The 18,825-nt window shown below is 33.4% G+C and carries 21 protein-coding genes; 11 read left to right on the top strand and 10 right to left on the bottom strand.

The features are described 5' to 3' along the window. Positions 1–108: 108 nt before the first annotated feature. From pdxH to NAT50_RS04725, 3 genes are all read right to left on the bottom strand, one after another. A complete protein-coding gene (pdxH, locus tag NAT50_RS04735) occupies positions 109–753 on the bottom strand; it encodes a pyridoxamine 5'-phosphate oxidase (protein WP_250591941.1) in 645 nt (214 codons plus the stop codon). A gap of 63 nt (positions 754–816) precedes the next feature. Further along, the gene (locus NAT50_RS04730; RefSeq protein ID WP_250591939.1) at positions 817–1,722 is read right to left on the bottom strand and encodes a ribonuclease Z; all 906 of its coding nucleotides are present in this window, start codon (positions 1,720–1,722) and stop codon (positions 817–819) included. Continuing rightward, positions 1,722–2,894: a proline dehydrogenase family protein gene (locus tag NAT50_RS04725; protein WP_250591937.1), complete on the bottom strand. Its 1,173-nt coding sequence runs from the start codon at positions 2,892–2,894 to the stop codon at positions 1,722–1,724. Before NAT50_RS04725 ends, NAT50_RS04730 begins: the two co-directional genes overlap by 1 nt. 97 nt (positions 2,895–2,991) lie before the next feature. Between NAT50_RS04725 and aroB the strand changes: the two genes are divergently transcribed. The 5 genes from aroB to NAT50_RS04700 are packed head-to-tail and all read left to right on the top strand — an operon-like array spanning position 2,992 to position 7,131. Further along, the gene (aroB, locus tag NAT50_RS04720; protein ID WP_250591935.1) at positions 2,992–4,059 is read left to right on the top strand and encodes a 3-dehydroquinate synthase; all 1,068 of its coding nucleotides are present in this window, start codon (positions 2,992–2,994) and stop codon (positions 4,057–4,059) included. 56 nt (positions 4,060–4,115) lie between these two features. Next, the gene (locus NAT50_RS04715) at positions 4,116–4,292 is read left to right on the top strand and encodes a hypothetical protein (protein WP_250591933.1); all 177 of its coding nucleotides are present in this window, start codon (positions 4,116–4,118) and stop codon (positions 4,290–4,292) included. 54 nt (positions 4,293–4,346) lie between these two features. Next, positions 4,347–5,747 (top strand): arginine decarboxylase, encoded by a 1,401-nt coding sequence (locus tag NAT50_RS04710; RefSeq protein ID WP_250591931.1) that lies wholly within the window; start codon positions 4,347–4,349, stop codon positions 5,745–5,747. Positions 5,748–5,778: 31 nt separating this feature from the next. Next, positions 5,779–6,753 (top strand): deoxyhypusine synthase family protein, encoded by a 975-nt coding sequence (locus NAT50_RS04705; protein ID WP_250591929.1) that lies wholly within the window; start codon positions 5,779–5,781, stop codon positions 6,751–6,753. Between the two features lie 21 nt (positions 6,754–6,774). Next, positions 6,775–7,131: a DNA primase gene (locus NAT50_RS04700; RefSeq protein ID WP_250591927.1), complete on the top strand. Its 357-nt coding sequence runs from the start codon at positions 6,775–6,777 to the stop codon at positions 7,129–7,131. A 255-nt stretch (positions 7,132–7,386) separates the two neighbouring features. Here NAT50_RS04700 and NAT50_RS04695 read toward each other — a convergent pair whose 3' ends face one another. After that, complete coding sequence (locus tag NAT50_RS04695; protein ID WP_250591925.1) at positions 7,387–9,363, bottom strand: alpha-ketoacid dehydrogenase subunit alpha/beta; 1,977 nt, start codon at positions 9,361–9,363, stop codon at positions 7,387–7,389. A 169-nt stretch (positions 9,364–9,532) separates the two neighbouring features. Between NAT50_RS04695 and NAT50_RS04690 the strand changes: the two genes are divergently transcribed. The 5 genes from NAT50_RS04690 to NAT50_RS04670 all read left to right on the top strand — a co-directional run bounded on the left by NAT50_RS04690 (position 9,533) and on the right by NAT50_RS04670 (position 12,828). Next, a complete protein-coding gene (locus NAT50_RS04690; protein WP_250591924.1) occupies positions 9,533–10,486 on the top strand; it encodes an isopenicillin N synthase family dioxygenase in 954 nt (317 codons plus the stop codon). Positions 10,487–10,555: 69 nt separating this feature from the next. Beyond that, positions 10,556–10,885, top strand: coding sequence for a translation initiation factor (locus NAT50_RS04685; RefSeq protein WP_250591923.1), 330 nt, complete (start codon positions 10,556–10,558; stop codon positions 10,883–10,885). A 56-nt stretch (positions 10,886–10,941) separates the two neighbouring features. Next, the gene (locus NAT50_RS04680; RefSeq protein ID WP_250592034.1) at positions 10,942–11,808 is read left to right on the top strand and encodes a nucleoside phosphorylase; all 867 of its coding nucleotides are present in this window, start codon (positions 10,942–10,944) and stop codon (positions 11,806–11,808) included. Then, entirely contained in the window at positions 11,808–12,287 is a 480-nt protein-coding gene (locus tag NAT50_RS04675; protein ID WP_250591922.1) for a DUF4265 domain-containing protein, read from the top strand. Before NAT50_RS04680 ends, NAT50_RS04675 begins: the two co-directional genes overlap by 1 nt. A 1-nt stretch (position 12,288) precedes the next feature. Beyond that, on the top strand, positions 12,289–12,828 hold the full coding sequence (locus NAT50_RS04670) for a GNAT family N-acetyltransferase (protein ID WP_250591921.1): 540 nt from the start codon (positions 12,289–12,291) through the stop codon (positions 12,826–12,828). A gap of 6 nt (positions 12,829–12,834) precedes the next feature. Here the strand turns inward: NAT50_RS04670 and NAT50_RS04665 are convergent, their stop codons facing one another. Then, complete coding sequence (locus NAT50_RS04665; protein ID WP_317236671.1) at positions 12,835–13,647, bottom strand: helix-turn-helix transcriptional regulator; 813 nt, start codon at positions 13,645–13,647, stop codon at positions 12,835–12,837. A 162-nt stretch (positions 13,648–13,809) separates the two neighbouring features. Between NAT50_RS04665 and NAT50_RS04660 the strand changes: the two genes are divergently transcribed. After that, positions 13,810–15,327 carry a succinate CoA transferase gene (locus tag NAT50_RS04660; protein WP_250591919.1) on the top strand — a complete coding sequence of 506 codons (1,518 nt, stop codon included), beginning with the start codon at positions 13,810–13,812 and terminating at the stop codon, positions 15,325–15,327. 255 nt (positions 15,328–15,582) lie between these two features. Here the strand turns inward: NAT50_RS04660 and NAT50_RS04655 are convergent, their stop codons facing one another. From NAT50_RS04655 to NAT50_RS04635, 5 genes are all read right to left on the bottom strand, one after another. After that, positions 15,583–15,915 carry a ribonuclease Z gene (locus NAT50_RS04655; RefSeq protein ID WP_250591918.1) on the bottom strand — a complete coding sequence of 111 codons (333 nt, stop codon included), beginning with the start codon at positions 15,913–15,915 and terminating at the stop codon, positions 15,583–15,585. 64 nt (positions 15,916–15,979) lie between these two features. After that, the gene (locus tag NAT50_RS04650) at positions 15,980–16,906 is read right to left on the bottom strand and encodes an aspartate carbamoyltransferase catalytic subunit (RefSeq protein ID WP_250591917.1); all 927 of its coding nucleotides are present in this window, start codon (positions 16,904–16,906) and stop codon (positions 15,980–15,982) included. Position 16,907: 1 nt separating this feature from the next. After that, complete coding sequence (gene pyrR / locus NAT50_RS04645) at positions 16,908–17,444, bottom strand: bifunctional pyr operon transcriptional regulator/uracil phosphoribosyltransferase PyrR (RefSeq protein ID WP_250591916.1); 537 nt, start codon at positions 17,442–17,444, stop codon at positions 16,908–16,910. A 146-nt stretch (positions 17,445–17,590) separates the two neighbouring features. Next, positions 17,591–18,043, bottom strand: coding sequence for an Hsp20/alpha crystallin family protein (locus tag NAT50_RS04640; RefSeq protein WP_250591915.1), 453 nt, complete (start codon positions 18,041–18,043; stop codon positions 17,591–17,593). Between the two features lie 200 nt (positions 18,044–18,243). Then, positions 18,244–18,678, bottom strand: coding sequence for a DUF1573 domain-containing protein (locus tag NAT50_RS04635; RefSeq protein ID WP_250592032.1), 435 nt, complete (start codon positions 18,676–18,678; stop codon positions 18,244–18,246). Between the last annotated feature and the right edge of the window lie 147 nt (positions 18,679–18,825).

Genomic DNA, 18,825 nt, shown 5'->3' with positions numbered 1-18,825 from the left:
TTTTTGAATCATTTTGATAGTTCAAATATACATCAATTATCGATGAAGTACCAAAAAAAATCGATGAAATGCGTTTTTTCTATATAAATTAAAGATAATACTTACGTTTTAAGAAGACAATCTCTCAATTTTCCATGAAAAGTCTTCTAATAATTGATACCGAATTCTATCATGTAATCGATTAGGGCGTCCTTGCCAAAATTCAATTTCCTGAGGTACAACCAAATACCCTCCCCAATGTTTGGGTCTTAAAATTTTTTTTCCTTGGTATTCGATTTCTAATTGTTTTAATTTTTCGTCTAAAAACAGTCTAGACGGAATGACTTCACTTTGATTAGAAACAATTGCTCCCAGTTTACTTCCTTCCGGGCGTGATTCGAAATAACCATCTGAAATATTTTCGGCTACCTTTTGTGCTCTTCCTTTTATAATTACCTGACGCTCTAATGAATGCCAAAAAAAAGACAGACATATATTAGGATTTGCTTCAATAGCTTTTCCTTTTTCCGAATTATAATTGGTATAAAATATAAAGCCTTCGTAAGTGTATTGTTTGAGCAAAACCACACGAGATTTTGGAAAACCGTCCAATCCAATCGTTGAAACCGTCATCGCATTCACCTCTTCTACACCACCAAACTCCTCTACTTCATGAAACCATACATTGAATAAATTGATTGGATCCTCTGGAATATTGGCTTCCAATAATTCACTTTTCTCGTACGATTTTCTATAATTGCTCAAATCTTCCATAATGTACTGATTTTGTTATAAAACTAAATTGAACAGCTGTCAAAACCACGAAAGACACTTTGTCTAAAATTCAAAAAAGACGCCATCATCTGCCAAAAGTGTATTTTCGAATACAGTGACCGCTTCTTCTTTAAACAATTGAATCGACTCATATCGCGTAGAATAATGTCCTAAAATTAATTGTCCTACATTTGCTTTAAGGGCTATGCGAGCCGCTTCTTTTGCGGTACTGTGCATCGTTCGTTCTGTGTAATGAGATTCCGATTCTAAAAAGGTAGCTTCATGATACAACACATCAACACCTGAAATAATAGGTATTACATCTTCATTGTATAATGTGTCAGAACAGAAGGCATAACTTTTAGGAGATGGCGGATCGAACGTTAAAACTGAGTTGGGAATTACTCGTCCATCGTCTAAAGTAATATCTTTTCCGTTTTTTATATTTTGAAAAAAACAGGTCTCAATTTCATATTCTCGAACCTTATCAATGTTCAAATTACGCTCTTTTGGTTTTTCCTGAAACAAAAAACCATTGGTGTACACTCTGTGTTTCAGCGGAATGGTCTTAACTAACACTTTATCATCTTCAAAGATTACTTCTGATTCTGTAGAAGACAATTCCACAAAAGTGAGTTCATATTGGGGCCAAGAATTTGCCAGTTTCAATTGCAACTTAATCATTTCTTTTATACCTACCGGACCAAAAACGGTTAATGGTGTTACTCTATTCAGTAATGTGAATGTAGAAATCAGACCAATCAGACCATAAACATGATCTCCATGCAAATGCGAAATAAAAATTTGATTAATTGCCGAAAATTTGATTTTATTTTTCCGTAACTGCACCTGAGTTCCTTCACCACAATCGATTAAAAACAATCGATTATTTATTTCCAAAACTTGCGAAGTCGGATTGGTAAATGTTCTGGGTGTAGCAGCGTAGCAACCTAAAATGGTTAAATTCATTATCTTTTTCCTTTTCTTCTCTCTCTTTCGTTTTTAATTAAAGTCAATTCGCGGCTAGTTTGTCCTGCCACTGAAGTATTTTCTTCGGCACGACGGATTAAGTAAGGCATCACATCTTTCACTGGTCCAAAAGGCAAATATTTAGCCACATTATACCCTTCGGCCGCAAGATTAAAACTCATATTATCACTCATTCCGTATAATTGACCAAACCAAACTCTAAAATCGTTTTTGGCAATACCACGGTGAGCCATTAATTCCATTAATTTATACGAACTCTCTTCGTTGTGAGTGCCTGCAAAAATAGCCATAGTATCTATGTGTTCTACCATAAATGCTACTGCATCGTCGTAGTTATAATCTGTAGCTTGTTTAGAAGCACATATTGGCGATTTGTATCCTTTTTCTTCGGCACGTTTGTTCTCTTTTTCCATGTAAGCGCCACGAACTAGTTTCATTCCGATATGAAAGCCTTCCTCTTGCGCTTGTTGGTGTAAGATTTTCAAATAATCTAAACGATCCCAACGATACATTTGTAACGTATTGTAAACAATTGCTTTTTTCTTATTGTATTTACGCATCATATCAGCAACCAAATTATCGGCTGCGTCTTGCATCCAACTCTCTTCACCATCAATTAACAAAGCAATATCGTTATCGTGAGCGGCTTTACAAACTCTATCAAAACGTTCTACTACTCTATTCCACTCCGCTTGCTCTGTTTCATTTAAAGATTTTCCTTCACCTAATTTTTGATACAATTCGAATCTACCAAAACCAGTCGGTTTGAAAACGGCAAAAGGTATAGCATCTTTTTCTTTAGCAAAATTGATAATCTTCAACGTTTTATTCATTGCTTCATCAAAAGCAGCTTCATCCTCTTTCCCCTCTACTGAATAATCCAATACAGAAGAAACTCCTTTAGTAAACATTTTATCCACTACAGGAATACAATCGTCTTCTGAAACTCCGCCACAAAAATGATCGAAAACAGTCGCTCTAATTAATCCTTCTACTGGAAGATGGGCTTTTAAAGCAAAGTTGGTAACCGCAGTACCTATTTTTACTAAAGGTTCTGAATCTATTAATTTAAAAAGAAAATAAGCTCTTTCTAATTCGGTATCACTTTTCAGTGAAAAAGCGTTTTGTGTATTGTTAAAAATTTTATCCATGATTATTCACATAAGGTTATGCAAATATAAAACTCCTCATTATTATATTACACTATTTTTACGTTATTTTGCACTACACTTAACACTCCTCTGAGAAATGAACTCTATTCAGGCAAACGGTTACGACATACACTTTAATAATGAAGCATATTTGCGACTTAATTCGTATTTAAACGAGAAAATTTTTTCGAAAATTTTCTTCATTGTCGATGAAAACACCAATGAATATTGTTTACCAAAAGTTTTACCTCTAGTAGAAACAAACACACCGTTTGAAATTATTGAAATTGAATCCGGAGAAGAAAATAAAACCATTGAAACCTGCATACAAATTTGGAGTGTTTTATTGGAATTAGGTGCCGACAGAAAAAGCCTAATTATTAATGTAGGTGGTGGAGTTATAACCGATATGGGAGGTTTTATAGCTTCAACCTTTAAGAGAGGAATAGCGTTTATAAACATTCCAACCACACTATTATCTATGGTCGATGCATCTGTAGGCGGTAAAAATGGTGTAGATTTTGGCGGACTAAAGAATCAGATTGGGACTATTACCAACCCTGAAATGGTACTTATTGATTCTTCTTTTCTTGAAACTTTATCCCAAAGAGAAATGCGTTCTGGCCTAGCCGAAATGCTAAAACATGGTTTGATTGCAAAAAAATCGCATTGGGAAAAATTCAAAAAACTTTCGGATATCGATTTTGATACTTTAGATGAATTAATTGCCGAATCTGTTTCTATAAAAAATGCTATTGTAACTCAAGATCCCACCGAAAACGGAATTCGAAAAGCGTTGAATTTTGGACACACTCTAGGACACGCCATAGAAACTTATTTATTAGAACATCCTGAAAAAGAAGCATTACTTCACGGAGAAGCTATTGCAGTCGGCATGATTTTAGAATCTTTTATCTCTTTTCAACAAGGGTTACTAAAAGAAGAAGAATATCTTGAAATCAAACACCATTTACAACAAATTTATGGAACCGTATTTTTCGATGCTAATGATCAAAATTCTATCATCGATTTACTAATTCACGACAAAAAAAATGAATACGGAAAAGTACAATTTGCATTACTAAATAGAATTGGAGATATAAAAATCAATCAAACCGCTAATAATGAAGTAATTACAAAATCTTTTAGTGATTATAATTTATAGCGTTTTTTTGTTTTTTTGTTTTCATATACGAAATTTAATTTTTTAAATTTGCCCGCATGAACAAACACAATAATTGGAGAAGATTTCAGACTTTTCAGGAAACAATTCTGGAAATATCTAATGCTGTCTTAAAAATTGTGACTGTCATTAAATGGGATGCCCACAGATTATACGCAACTAATCAGAAAACCTACAGTGAATTAGAAATTGAATTTGCGAATATCAGAGTTTGAAAAATTTTGTATTAGAATTTTTATTATTTTTAATTACAAAATACTGATAACTAAATGAATACAAAATATTTCGATTTAATCAATCAAACTTTTTACTTCCCTCAAGAAGAATTTACTTTAAATAAAGACAACTTACAATTTCATGGAATTGATCTAATGAAATTAGTAGAACAATATGGTACGCCTTTAAAATTTACCTACCTTCCTAAAATTTCCGAAAACATCAACAAAGCCAAAATGTGGTTTCGTAATGCTATGGAAAAACACAATTATGAAGCTAAGTATTTTTACTGCTATTGTACTAAAAGTTCGCATTTTGAGTTTATCTTAAACGAAGCCTTAAAAAACAACATCCACATTGAAACTTCTTCTGCCTTCGATATTGATATTGTAGAGCGATTAATGGAAGAAGGAAAAATCAATAAAAATACCTTTGTGGTTTGTAATGGTTTTAAACGTGATCAATACATCACCAATATTGCGCGCTTAATTAATAACGGACATAAAAACACGATTCCTGTAATAGATAATTTTGAAGAATTAGATTTATTGCAAGAAGAAATTGAAGGTAAATTTAAAATCGGAATTAGAATTGCAGCCGAGGAAGAACCTAAATTTGAGTTTTATACTTCTCGATTAGGAATTGGCTACAAAGACATTGTTCCTTTTTTCCGTAAACAAATTCAAGACAATAAAAGAGTAGAATTAAAAATGCTTCACTTCTTTATTAATGCTGGTATTAGAGATACTTCGTATTATTGGAATGAATTGTTAAAATGTATGAAAGTATACATTGCGCTGAAAAAAGAATGTCCAACATTAGATAGTTTAAATATTGGTGGTGGTTTCCCAATCAAAAGTTCATTAGCTTTTGAATACGATTACCAATACATGGTTGATGAAATCCTAAACCAAATTAAAATTGCTTGTGATGAAGCGGATGTTCCGGTACCACACATTTTTACAGAATTTGGTTCATTTACCGTAGGTGAATCTGGAGGAGCAATATATAAAGTATTGTACCAAAAGAAACAAAATGATCGTGAAAACTGGAATATGATTGATTCTTCGTTTATCACAACCTTACCGGATACATGGGCGATCAACAAACGCTTTGTAATGATGGCTGTTAACCGCTGGAACGATACCTACGAAAGGGTACTTTTAGGAGGTTTAACTTGTGACGGAGACGATTATTACAATTCCGAACAACATATGAATGCGGTGTATTTACCTAAATATAACAGAGAAAAACCTCTTTATATAGGTTTCTTTAACACTGGGGCTTATCAGGAAACTATTGGTGGTTTTGGTGGTTTACATCACTGTATTTTGCCGCAACCAAAACATATCTTGATTGACAAAGATAAAAACGGAATTTTTGCAACCGAGGTGTTCTCTGAACAACAAAAAGCAGAAGATATTTTAGAAATTTTAGGATACAACAAAAAGTAATAACTTGCTATCTAAGCAGAAAACAAACAAAATGAGCAAAGGACCTATTAGTCAGTTTATTGAAAAACACTACCTTCACTTTAACGCTGCAGCTTTAGTTGATGCCGCTAAAGGCTATGAAGAACATTTGTTAGACAACGGAAAAATGATGATCACATTAGCTGGTGCAATGAGTACTGCCGAAATGGGAAAATCATTAGCTGAAATGATCCGTCAAGATAAAGTACATATTATTTCTTGTACAGGAGCTAACTTAGAGGAAGATATTATGAACTTAGTAGCTCATAATTCATACAAAAGAGTTCCTAACTACCGTGATTTGTCTCCTCAAGAGGAATGGGATTTATTAGAAAACCATTACAATCGTGTTACGGACACTTGTATTCCTGAAGAAGAAGCTTTCCGTCGCTTACAATCTCATTTATACGATATTTGGAACAAAGCTGATAAATCTGGAGAAAGATATTTCCCTCATGAATTCATGTATCAAATGATTAATTCAGGAGTTTTAGAACAATACTATGAAATTGATCCAAAAGACTCATGGATGGTAGCTGCTGCTGAAAAAAATCTTCCAATCGTAGTTCCAGGATGGGAAGACAGTACAATGGGTAACATTTTTGCTTCTTACTGTATTAAAGGTGAATTTACCGCTACAACTATGAAAAGTGGTATCGAATACATGATGTGGTTAGCCGATTGGTACAGAGAAAATTGCTCAGGAAAAGGAATCGGATTCTTCCAAATTGGTGGTGGTATTGCCGGTGACTTTCCTATCTGTGTAGTTCCTATGTTGTATCAAGATTTAGAAATGCACGATGTTCCATTCTGGGCGTATTTCTGTCAAATATCAGATTCAACGACTAGTTATGGTTCTTACTCAGGAGCAGTACCTAACGAGAAAATTACTTGGGGTAAATTAGACATTACTACTCCAAAATTTATTGTAGAATCTGATGCAACTATCGTTGCACCTCTTATATTTGCATACGTATTAGGTCAATAATATATAGAAGATCCCCATTTTATGAAAAGAGTTATCGTTGATTATTCAAAATTAACAAGTGAAATTTTAAACTTACTGGTAGAGAAATTTCCTGAAGGTTATGATGATTCAGACATCATTAGATTTAAAAATGCAAAAAATGAATCGATTGAAGCTGTTGAAGTTCGTACCGAGGATACTATCTACCTAGTAAAAGTAAGCACCAAACTTGCCGACAGAATTGAAAACTATGATGAAGACGAAGAATTGGTAACAACCGATGTTTCTTTGGACGCATTAAAAGAATTAGAAATCGAAAGCAGTGACGACGACGAGGAAGAAGAAGAAAATGACGTTGCTGATTCTGATGACGAAGACTCTGACGAAGATGATGAATAAAAGGATAAACTTAAATAGACTAACCTCTGTGTTTAAAATTTAAATTTATTTTATAAAAAAGCCCGGTATTGTTTTACCGGGCTTTTTTTTACATCATAATTTTCATTTGAAATTTAATTGGAATATTTAAAATACTTTACAATCTATATAATTCTGAATAATTTACGAATTCTAATAACAACTGTTACTAATAAAAAATCCCGCTTAATTGCTTAAACGGGATTACTTTTTATTAAAATCTCCGTGTATTTTTAATTAATAGGCCAAAAGTTCTTTCAATTCTTTTTCAAATCGCTCTTTTGGTAAATATTGATCTTCTAACGATTTCATGAACGGAATAGCTGATTCTAAACTTCCTACTCGGCGAACCGGAGCATCTAAATACTCAAAACAATTCTCCATAATCATAGAAGAAATATCACTTGCTACACCACCAAACAAAGTATCTTCCTGAAGTATAATCACTCGATTTGTTTTCTTAACCGAAGCGTAAATTGCTTCCCAATCTAGTGGCTGTAAAGTTCTTAAATCCAATAAATCAGCAGAGATTTCAGGATTTTTTTTCAATGTTTCCAAAGCCCAATGTACTCCCGCACCGAAAGTAACTATGGTCACTTGCTCCCCTTCTTTTAGCAAAGAAGCCTTACCAAAAGGTAACGTATAATAATCCTTAGGTACGTCTTGATAAATACTTCTGTATAACAATTTATGTTCAAAGAACATTACCGGATTAGGATCGTTAATTGCGGTAGCTAATAATCCTTTTGCATCGTATGGAAAAGCTGGATAAACTACTTTTAAACCTGGAGTCTTTGTAAACCAAGCTTCATTAGTTTGCGAATGAAAAGGTCCCGCTTGAGTTCCTCCTCCACAAGGCATGCGCACTACAACATCAGCTTTTTCCTGCCAACGATAATGCTGTTTCGCTAATAAATTTACTATTGGATTAAATCCCGTAGAAACGAAATCGGCAAACTGCATTTCTACCACAGCTTTATGTCCATTAATAGACAATCCGTTTGCTGCAGAAACAATAACGCTTTCACAAATAGGAGTATTACGAACACGTTCTTTGCCAAATTTATCTACAAAACCTTCGGTGATTTTAAAAGCGCCTCCATATTCTGCGATATCTTGACCCATAATCACTAGATTAGAGTGACGCTCCATCGACTGACTCAAACTTTGAGAAATAGCGTCAATCAAACGAATGTTTTCAAACTCTTCAAAATGATCAATTTGTTCATGTTCCCAAGGACAATAAACATCATTTAATTCTTCGTCTAAATCGGCAACAATAGCCGGTTCTTCTTGTACTTTAGCCCAATCTTCATCAATCTCTTTCTTGATTTCAGCACGAATCAATTCGTCTTCTTGATCAGAAAGCACCATGGTCAATTTCAAATACTTTCTATAATTTTCGACAGGGTCTTTTTCAGCCCATACGTCCATTAATTCCTGAGGAACATATTTGATCCCACTTGCTTCCTCGTGGCCTCGCATACGAAAAGTTTTAAATTCCAATAGAATAGGTCTTGGATTATCTTTCATCGAAGCTTTTAATTCTGAAATTAAAGTATAAACTTCTAAAATATTGTTACCATCTACAATATGACTTTCCATTCCATAACCAACTCCTCTATCCGCTAAATTTTCACAACGATATTGTTCATTGGTTGGAGTAGATAAACCATATCCATTATTTTCAATAACAAATAATACTGGTAAATTCCATACAGAGGCAACATTAAGTGCCTCATGGAAATCACCTTCCGAAGTAGCGCCTTCGCCAGTAAAAACTGCCGTTACTTTTCCGTTTTGTTTTAGTTTATTTGCTAAAGCAATTCCATCTGCAACCCCCATTTGAGGTCCCAAATGCGAAATCATTCCAATAATATGATATTCCTGAGTTCCAAAATGAAAAGAACGGTCACGACCTTTAGTAAAACCGTTTCGCTTACCTTGCCATTGTGAAAACAAACGATGCAAAGGAATTTCACGAGTCGTAAAAACACCTAGATTTCGATGCATTGGTAAAATATATTCGTCCTTATCTAATGCTGTGGTAATTCCCACGGCTATAGCCTCCTGACCTATTCCAGAGAACCACTTAGAAACTTTACCTTGGCGAATTAAGATTAACATTTTCTCCTCAATCAAACGAGGCTTTAAAATCTTCTTATATAAATCGAGTAATTGAGCGTTAGAAAGCTCTTTTCTTTCAAAATTCATCTGTACAATTTTTAATGCCTCAAAAATATAAAAAAATAACAGCAAAGCCTGTAAATGTTATATTTTTTTAAATTGTTAATAACTTTTAAAATAGTTATAACTTTTTTATATATACATTTGTGATATCAAGGCATTTGCCAAATTTAAGTTATTAACAAAAACTAAGACAATGCAAAAAATTCCTAGTGTTGACTTACGTGATTTCCTATCGGATGACCCGGTACGTAAACAAAAATTTGTAAATGAAATCGGAAAAGCCTACGAAGAGATTGGTTTCGTAGCATTAAAAGGTCACTTTTTAGATGACAAATTAGTTGGAGATTTGTACAACGAAGTACGCAACTTTTTCAACTTGCCTCTAGAAGTGAAAGAAAAATATGAAATCCCAGGTATTGGAGGACAAAGAGGTTATGTTTCTTTTGGAAAAGAATCAGCCAAAGGCCGTTCTACCGGAGATTTAAAAGAATTCTGGCATTTTGGCCAATATGTATCCGAAGGTTCAAAATATGCTGGAGAATACCCTGAAAATGTAACAGTTACTGAATTACCTCACTTTAACGAAGTAGGTAAAGAAGCTTATCAAATGCTAGAAAAAACTGGTGTTTATGTTTTAAGAGCTTTAGCATTATTTATCGGTTTAGATGAATTTTACTTTGATAAATACATCAAAGATGGTAATAGTATTTTACGTCCAATTCACTACCCTCCTATCACTGATGAGCCAAAAGATGGAGCTGTTCGTGCTGCTGCTCATGGCGATATTAACTTGATCACACTTTTAATGGGTGCTCAAGGTAAAGGGTTGCAAGTACAAAACCACAATGGAGAATGGATTGATGCTATTGCTCAAGACGATGAATTAATGATCAATGTTGGTGATATGCTTTCTCGTCATACGAACAATAAATTAAAATCGACTATACATCAAGTAGTTAATCCTCCAAGAGAATTATGGGGTACTTCTCGCTACTCTATACCTTTCTTTATGCATCCAGTAAGCGACATGTCTTTAAACTGTCTTCCTGAATGTATCGATGCTGATCATCCTAAATTATATGAGGATATCACAGCTGGAGAGTTTTTACATGAAAGATTGGTTGAGTTAGGATTAATTAAAAAGTAATCCTAACGAAATACGAAATGAAGTACGGATTTAATTAATCCGTACTTTTATTTTTTATAATTTTATAGAATGGATTTAAAAGATCAATTAAAAAACCTATTCCCTGACCATATCGAATCTGAACCAGAAGAAATTTTGAAATCAGAACACGAGTTATATGTTCAAGCATCACCAATGATTTGTAAATATGAAAAACGCAAAGGAAAACCTATTACAATCATTGAAGGCTATGAAGGTAAAGACGAAGACTTTAAAATTTTAGCCAAAGAAATCAAAACAAAATTGAGTGTTGGCGGCAGTTTTAAGGAAGGCTGTATCATTATTCAAGGTGACTATCGTGATAAAATAATGACAATACTAAAAGATAAAGGTTTTAAAGTAAAACGAGTTGGTGGTTAACACCATAAGTTCTTTACTCAAAAACAAAAATGATTAACCCATTTAACAAAAAAATTATGATTGCTTCATCAGAATTAATATTAAACCCAGATGGTAGTGTATACCACATCAATTTAAAACCAGGGCAAGTCGCAAACGATGTTATTTTCGTTGGAGACCAAAACCGTGTTGAAAAAATCACTCAATTCTTTGATTCTATTGAATTTTCTACTCAAAAGAGAGAATTCAAAACACAAACAGGTACTTACAAAGGCAAACGCATTACCGTAATGTCAACGGGAATTGGACCAGACAATATCGATATTGTAATGAACGAATTAGATGCTTTAGTTAATATTGATTTAGAAACTAGAACCATCAAAGAAAATCTTACCTCATTAAATATTGTAAGAATCGGAACTTCTGGATCATTACAAGCAGACATTCCTTGTGATAGCTTTGTCATGTCTAAATACGGATTAGGGTTAGACAATATGTTACGCTCTTATCTAATCGATCCTATTTCTGAAACTGAAATGGAAAACGCGTTTATCGAGCAAACCAATTGGGATATGAGAAAAGGTAAACCATATGTTATTGCTGGTAGCGAAGTTTTAGAAAAACGTTTAGAAAGTGATCAAATCCACAAAGGTTTTACAGGAACTGCCGGAGGTTTTTATGGTCCACAAGGTCGTGTTTTACGTTTAGATATTCAAGATCCTGAACTAAATAGCAAAATGGACGCCTTCAATTACAATGGCATTCGAATGACTAACCTTGAAATGGAAACCGGAGCTATTTACGGGCTAGGTAAACTTTTAGGGCACCAATGTTTATCCTTAAACGCTATCATCGCCAACCGTGCAACTGGTACTTTTAGCGAGGATCCTTACAAAGCCGTAGATGCTTTAATTGCTTATACTTTGGATAAATTGGCCGAATAATGGACGACTCTTTTTATGATAATTGTAAAAAAGTAAGTTTCAATTATTACAGCGATGTTTTAGAAGAAAATATAGTTGAAACAATGTGGGCCGAAGTCATAGATGAACAAGAAGCCTTATACAGATTGGTTAATATTCCATTTTATGGCGCATTAATTGCTCCTGATGATATTTTTTCTGTTGAAATTGGTCATGATGGAGAAACATTATTCTATCAAGATACTATTGAAAGTTCTGGAAATTCTGTGATTCAAATCGCTGTGGTAGACAATCAAACTAATGTAGAGGATTTAAGAAACGAATTTGTGAAGCTTCATTGTGATTCAGAAGGAGTAACAGATACTTTTTTTGTGATTGAAGTTAAATATGATAACGATTACAAAATCATTAATCAATATTTGGAAAAACTTCAAAATGAAGGTACAATTGATTATGCAGAACCTTGTTTATCCTCTAAACATGCTGCCGATTTAAATTAAAATGGATCTTATTTTAGAAACAAAACGCCTTATACTACGGCCGCTCGAATTGAGCGATGCTGAAGCAATGTTCGAAATGGATAGCAATCCAAAGGTACACCAATATCTTTGGCAAAATCCTAGTCAAGACATTGAAGAAATAAAGAAAACGATTGCCTTTGTACAAGGGCAATATCAACAAAATAATATTGGTCGTTTTGCTACTATTCTAAAAGATACAGGAGAATTTATTGGTTGGACAGGAATCAAATTCGTTACAGAACAACCCGAAAATAGTAATATTAATTTTTACGATTATGGGTATCGTCTAAACGAACCTTTTTGGGGTAAAGGCTATGCCACAGAAGCAACTTTTGCTTGGTTCGACCATGCCTTTAAAAAAATGAATATAGAAGAGCTACATGCGTATACCCATCATCAAAATGACGCCTCAAATCATATTTTGAATAAAGCAGGCATGCAATTTATGGAAGAATATATTGCAAATGATGGTGTAAAATGGCATTGGTGGCGTATTAAACAAAAGGATTACAACAAGTAATCCTTTTTATTTTTGTTTTAATATCTCCATACCTTTTAGATAATCAGAAGGGCGTTGTCCTAATATCTTATAAAAAGTATTACTAAAAGTAGGTGGGCTGTTATACCCTACTGCCAAAGCAATTTCGTTAACGGTAAGTTTGGTTTCTATCAGAAGTTCTAATGCTCTAAGCATCCTTTTTATGGTAAAAAACTGAATAAAAGACATCCCCATATCCTTTTGAAACAACCTATACAAAGAGCGCTCACTGAAACCAAATTTTTGAGCTAAAGAGGAAAAATGGATATTTTCAGATAAATTATCATCAATATAGGCTACAATTTTCACCAAACGTTGTTCTTTAGGAAAAGGCAAAGCCAAGGGAAGATTTATACCACAAATCTGAGGTAAAATAGCCTTGATGGCCAAAGCAATCCTAAAATTTCGACTCTCTTTTTTCAAATCACCATTCCAACGATTGGTAAACAACATCATTTGAAGCAACAAATCATTTACGGGATAAATCCCTTCTTTTGAATAAAAAACTTCGTCATCGATCTCATTCGGAAAATACAAATTGCGCATCATTACATCCTCAGAACTTGGATGAATACTATGTTCAACACCACTAGGAATCCACATAAAATGTCTTGCAGGAAGAAAATAGGTTTTAGTTTCAGTAGTTACATAAACAATTCCACCCTCAGCATACAACAACTGTGCTTTGTCATGTTTGTGTGTTGGAATAAGTAATTCTCCCATCAAATCGTGGTGGCAATAAATACTCTCCGGATCTACATCTACTTCTTGAGTGTAATATTTTTCTTGATTGTTTTTCATCATTGACGGTGTCTGAAATGAATATTTTTATGGCTTATAATAATATTATTACAGCTTATTCTTTTCATAAAATTGTGAAATCAAAATAATTAAAATTTAAAATCAAAAAATTAAACTTTAAATTATCTATTCTTTTTAGTTAATTTTTAATAAATCGATTTTATGACAGATGACAGAATTTTGTATCAAAGTTACAAAGACAAAATAATTTCCGCGCAACAAGCTGCTAGTTTTTTTGAAGATAAAATGGTGGTTGGTTCTAGTGGATTCACTAAAGCCGGGGACAGTAAGGCAGTACTTCCGGCATTTGCAAAACGTGCCGAAAAAGAGTCGATTGGAATTACACTCATAACGGGAGCTTCCCTTGGATTAACTACAGATACAGACCTTGCTCAAAATAATGCTCTTTACAAGAGAATGCCTTTTCAGGCTGATGCAGGTTTACGAAACAAAATCAATGAAGGAGACATCTACTTTATTGATCAACATTTGAGTGAAACCGCCGAATTGTTAGAAAACAAACATTTGCCTCAACTTGATTTTGCAGTAATTGAAGCTACTTATATCGACGAAAATGGTAACATTATTCCAACTACTTCCGTTGGAAATTCAGCTACTTTCGCCAAGTTAGCTAATAAAATCATTATTGAGATAAACACTTCTATACCTTTAAAATTCAAAGGAATACACGATATTTTTATACAAGAAAACTATCCTAATAGAAAACCGATAAACATTACGGCTTCCGATACAAGAATCGGGGAAAACTTCATCATCATTGATCCGGAAAAAGTAGTAGGAATTGTTTTTACTGAACTTTCAGATAGTTTTGCTCAACTTTCGCAACCCGACGCAAAAACAACTGCAATCGCGCAACACCTTGTCGATTTTTTTGAAAATGAAATCAAAGAAAAAAGATTGACCACTAGTTTAATGCCATTGCAAGTTGGAATTGGAAAAGTAGCCAATGCAGTGATGTCTGGTTTAGCCAAAGGAAATTTTAAAAACTTAACCATGTATTCCGAAGTATTGCAAGACAGTACTTTTGAGTTGATTGACTCCGGAAAGATGGATTTTGCTTCGGCTTCATCGATTACTGTCTCCGAAGGATGCTACAAACACCTTTTAGATCATTTTGATGATTATAAAGACAAAATAATTCTTCGACCACAAAACATTAGTAATTCCGCCGAAGTTATCCGCCGATTAGGAATTATCGCTATCAATACAGCTATTGAATTTGATATCTACGGAAACGTAAATTCTACTCATATTTCGGGTACGAAAATGATGAATGGTATTGGTGGTTCGGGTGATTTTGCTCGCAATGCTTACCTAAGTATTTTCGTATCACAGTCTGCATCTAAAGAATTCAATGCTATTTCTCATGTACTCCCGATGGTTTCCCATGTAGACCACTCCGAACATGATGTTGATATTTTAGTAACCGAACAAGGTTTAGCAGATCTTAGAGGCTTAGCCCCAAGAGAAAGAGCTAAACTAATCATAGAAAAATGTGCCCATCCAGATTATAAAGAAGAATTAACGGATTATTTCAATAGAGCTTCTCTACATGGTGGCCACACACCTCACCTTCTTGAAGAAGCTTTTAGTTTTCATACCCGTTTTAAGAATACCAGTAGTATGAAACAAAATGCTCTTGTAAAATCAGTCTATTAAATTTTTTTTCAGATTTAATATTTCTAAATTGTTTTTGTTGGAATTCCCTGTTATTAATTTAGCGGGGAATTTTTCCTTTAAACACTCCAATAAATAGAACTCATTTTTATTCTTTAGAGAGAAGAATAATAAAATTCATTGAGTCCTTTCAAGTAAAATCAACAGAATACTTTGCCATTTTACAATAAAAAACCCAAAGTACTATTCACTTTGGGTCATCAATATTATATTTCTAATGTATTGCTGTTAACGCTACTAAAAACCTAAATCTCTTTCTATTTCTTCCATTTCAATGATATCATGAGCTTCTAAAACTGTAGGAACCAACAAGATAGAATCGGGAACTTCATTAAAATCGATTCCTTCTGCCACTAAGACAAATGATTTTTTGCCTTTTTTATGCTTTTTAGATAAATCTTCAAATAGTTTTATAGCCGCTAGATCAATGGTTTTATCTTGTGTGATATCTAATATAAGATTTGCTGTCTTAAAGCTATTGTATTGATCTGTAATTTTTTGCAGAAAAACATTCGAATTACCTTCTGTATCTTTAATAATAGTTGTATGTCCTTTTTGATCTACTTTCATTGATTTTTTCCTATTTTTTGACTTTTACTAAAGTACGGAAACCAATACCAATTTAAAAACTTTTTTATTTAATTTTTGAAGCCAATAAATAAATAACAGCCATTCTCACAGCTACTCCATTTTCAACCTGATCCAAAATAACCGATTGTTTCGAATCTGCTACATCACTGGTAATTTCAACACCTCTGTTAATTGGCCCAGGATGCATGATTACAATTTCTTTATTTAGAGAATCTAACAAAGATTTATCGACACCATACTGCATGGCATATTCTCTAGTCGAAGGGAAATAGCTAATATCCAAACGCTCATTTTGAACTCTCAGCATATTTGCTACATCACACCATTCTAATGCTTTACGAAGATTAGGCTCCACCTGAACTCCCAAATCCTGTATATATCTCGGGATTAATGTTTTTGGTCCACAAACCTTTACGGTAGCTCCTAATTTTTGTAGAGAATAAATATTTGACAAAGCAACTCTTGAATGCAAAATATCGCCAACAATTACAATTTTCTTTCCGGCCACATCTCCCAAACGTTCTCTAATAGTATATGCATCCAATAAAGCTTGTGTAGGATGTTCGTGAGCACCATCCCCAGCATTTACGATACTTGCTTTTACGTTTTTAGAAAGAAAAACACCCGCTCCTGGAGAAGAATGTCGCATAACTACCATATCAACTTTCATCGAAAGTATATTATTAACGGTGTCTATTAATGTCTCTCCTTTGGTTACCGAAGAACTAGAAGCGGCAAAATTAACAATATCCGCTGAGAGGCGTTTTTGGGCTAATTCAAATGAAAGTTTAGTTCGTGTACTGTTCTCGAAAAAAATATTAGCAATCGTTATGTCTCTTAGGGAAGGAACTTTCTTTATGGGACGATTAATAACTTCTTTAAAATGATCGGCAGTTTCAAAAATAAGCTGAATATCTTCTTCTGTAATATACTTAATTCCTAGTAAATGATTTACGCTTAACTCCTTCATTTTATTTTGTTATTATGACTACTGAATCTTCTTCGGAAGTTTCCTTCCACTTTACAATTACCTTTTCATTATTGATGGCATCTACCTGACGACCTCTATAATCGGGTTGAATAGGCAAATGGCGGCTAAAGCGTCTGTCAATAAGAACTAGTAATTCTACTTCGCTGGGTCTACCAAAAGATTGAATGGCCGATAAAGCGGCATTAATACTTCTTCCAGTGTACAAAACATCATCAATAAAAATCACTTTTTTATTTTCTACCAAAAAGTCTATTTGAGTCTTATTAGCCTCTAGAGTTTCTCCTCGACGAAAATCATCTCGAAAAAAAGTAATATCCAAGAAACCCAATGCAACAGTTGGTACGTTGTATTCCTCTTGTAAAATTTGTTTTAAACGAGAAGCTAACTGAGTTCCACGTGGTTGAATACCAATTAAGACAGTATTCGTAAAATCAAGGTGATTTTCAATTAATTGACAAGCCAAACGATGAAGTATGATATTTACTTCTGTAGATGTGAGCAAAGTTTTTTGACTCATTGTAGTTAGTTGTGTTTGGAGTGTAAAATTAATTATTTTTTTGGATAAATCAAGTAGAATGACAAATCATGAATATAACATTAATCCAACCAATTAAAAAACAAAAGACAGGAACAAATGTCCTGTCTTATTAGAACAAACAAAAATTATTTAACCGGGATAAGTTTCGTTGACTTACTTTTTGCCTCTTTATTTTTCATAATCGTTACGTGAAGCAATCCATCTTTATAAGTTGCCTCTATCTCGTCTTTTTTTAAGTTATCCGGTAACGTAAACGAGCGACAAAATGACTGATAACTAAACTCTTTTCGAGTATATCGTTCTTCTTTATTCTCTTCCGTTTTATGTTCTTCTTTCTCACAAGAAATGGATAAAATGTCATTATCGACTTCTATTTTAAAATCTTCTTTTTTCATTCCCGGAGCCGCCAACTCTATTTCCATTTTAGAATCGGTCTCTTTCATATTTACCGATGGCAAAGTGCTTCCCAAACTTGAAAAATTCTTTTCATTCCAATCAAACATGTTTTTTGAAAAAACATCATCAAAAAAAGTGTTAACCGAAGGAAAAAGGCTATTTCCTCTAACTAGTGTTTCCATAAATGTATTGTTTATAATTAGTAATTTCGTTTCTCTCAAATTTAAGTCATATCAAAACAAAAACAAAACACAAAAACCTAATAATCAATTAAATACACAAAAAATCGATGTTCTACACTTTTATTTAAAGGGATTGTAATTCTTACAAATAAAAAAACCTCACGATGATGTGAGGTTCTTTAGTATTCAATAATTAATACTTATTGAGTCATTAACGTTTTTTTCTTTTCCAAAACATTTACATCCGAAGGAGCCACTACAGTACCTTTAATTTTCAAAGGCACTTTACCACCTTCATAATTCACCGCATTCGATTCTACAGTAATCGTTTTTCTGATTGGACCCGGATTCATATTATACTTTACTTCAATTTTACCGGTTTTACCTGGCATAATTGGTTCTTTTGGTTTACTCGGTACTGTACAACCACAAGTCGACTGTACATTCGTAATAATCAATGGAGCGTCTCCTGTATTGGTAAACTCAAAAACTCTAACACCATTGTCTTTTTCTTTAGTAACAGTACCATAATCAATAGTGTTGTCTTTTGCTTTAAATTCAATTTTAGCTCCAGTTTGGGCTTGAGCAGAAATACCGAAAACGGCTATTGCTATTAGAGTAAATAATTTTTTCATCATTTTCTTGTTTTAGTATTCGTAAAATTAACTTTGTTTTCCTAAACAAACAAATATTTTAACTGACTTTTTATATTTGCTTAGTTTACTTACTTTTGCATACAAAATACAAAAAGTGTACCAATTCATTCTTAATACAAAATATTC

It is taken from the genome of Flavobacterium luminosum (assembly GCF_023635005.1).
GTDB classification, from domain to species: Bacteria; Bacteroidota; Bacteroidia; order Flavobacteriales; family Flavobacteriaceae; genus Flavobacterium; species Flavobacterium luminosum.
The sequence above is the reverse complement of the archived record's forward strand: the minus strand, read 5'-3'. Positions and strand labels throughout refer to the sequence as shown.

What these genes read in the sequence shown, in the direction of transcription:
- pdxH (WP_250591941.1), bottom strand. Translation starts at nt 753, where the DNA reads ATGGAAGATTTGAGCAATTATAGAAAATCGTACGAGAAAAGTGAATTA.
- NAT50_RS04730 (WP_250591939.1), bottom strand. Translation starts at nt 1,722, where the DNA reads ATGAATTTAACCATTTTAGGTTGCTACGCTGCTACACCCAGAACATTT.
- NAT50_RS04725 (WP_250591937.1), bottom strand. Translation starts at nt 2,894, where the DNA reads ATGGATAAAATTTTTAACAATACACAAAACGCTTTTTCACTGAAAAGT.
- aroB (WP_250591935.1), top strand. Translation starts at nt 2,992, where the DNA reads ATGAACTCTATTCAGGCAAACGGTTACGACATACACTTTAATAATGAA.
- NAT50_RS04715 (WP_250591933.1), top strand. Translation starts at nt 4,116, where the DNA reads ATGAACAAACACAATAATTGGAGAAGATTTCAGACTTTTCAGGAAACA.
- NAT50_RS04710 (WP_250591931.1), top strand. Translation starts at nt 4,347, where the DNA reads ATGAATACAAAATATTTCGATTTAATCAATCAAACTTTTTACTTCCCT.
- NAT50_RS04705 (WP_250591929.1), top strand. Translation starts at nt 5,779, where the DNA reads ATGAGCAAAGGACCTATTAGTCAGTTTATTGAAAAACACTACCTTCAC.
- NAT50_RS04700 (WP_250591927.1), top strand. Translation starts at nt 6,775, where the DNA reads ATGAAAAGAGTTATCGTTGATTATTCAAAATTAACAAGTGAAATTTTA.
- NAT50_RS04695 (WP_250591925.1), bottom strand. Translation starts at nt 9,363, where the DNA reads ATGAATTTTGAAAGAAAAGAGCTTTCTAACGCTCAATTACTCGATTTA.
- NAT50_RS04690 (WP_250591924.1), top strand. Translation starts at nt 9,533, where the DNA reads ATGCAAAAAATTCCTAGTGTTGACTTACGTGATTTCCTATCGGATGAC.
- NAT50_RS04685 (WP_250591923.1), top strand. Translation starts at nt 10,556, where the DNA reads ATGGATTTAAAAGATCAATTAAAAAACCTATTCCCTGACCATATCGAA.
- NAT50_RS04680 (WP_250592034.1), top strand. Translation starts at nt 10,942, where the DNA reads ATGATTGCTTCATCAGAATTAATATTAAACCCAGATGGTAGTGTATAC.
- NAT50_RS04675 (WP_250591922.1), top strand. Translation starts at nt 11,808, where the DNA reads ATGGACGACTCTTTTTATGATAATTGTAAAAAAGTAAGTTTCAATTAT.
- NAT50_RS04670 (WP_250591921.1), top strand. Translation starts at nt 12,289, where the DNA reads ATGGATCTTATTTTAGAAACAAAACGCCTTATACTACGGCCGCTCGAA.
- NAT50_RS04665 (WP_317236671.1), bottom strand. Translation starts at nt 13,647, where the DNA reads ATGAAAAACAATCAAGAAAAATATTACACTCAAGAAGTAGATGTAGAT.
- NAT50_RS04660 (WP_250591919.1), top strand. Translation starts at nt 13,810, where the DNA reads ATGACAGATGACAGAATTTTGTATCAAAGTTACAAAGACAAAATAATT.
- NAT50_RS04655 (WP_250591918.1), bottom strand. Translation starts at nt 15,915, where the DNA reads ATGAAAGTAGATCAAAAAGGACATACAACTATTATTAAAGATACAGAA.
- NAT50_RS04650 (WP_250591917.1), bottom strand. Translation starts at nt 16,906, where the DNA reads ATGAAGGAGTTAAGCGTAAATCATTTACTAGGAATTAAGTATATTACA.
- pyrR (WP_250591916.1), bottom strand. Translation starts at nt 17,444, where the DNA reads ATGAGTCAAAAAACTTTGCTCACATCTACAGAAGTAAATATCATACTT.
- NAT50_RS04640 (WP_250591915.1), bottom strand. Translation starts at nt 18,043, where the DNA reads ATGGAAACACTAGTTAGAGGAAATAGCCTTTTTCCTTCGGTTAACACT.
- NAT50_RS04635 (WP_250592032.1), bottom strand. Translation starts at nt 18,678, where the DNA reads ATGAAAAAATTATTTACTCTAATAGCAATAGCCGTTTTCGGTATTTCT.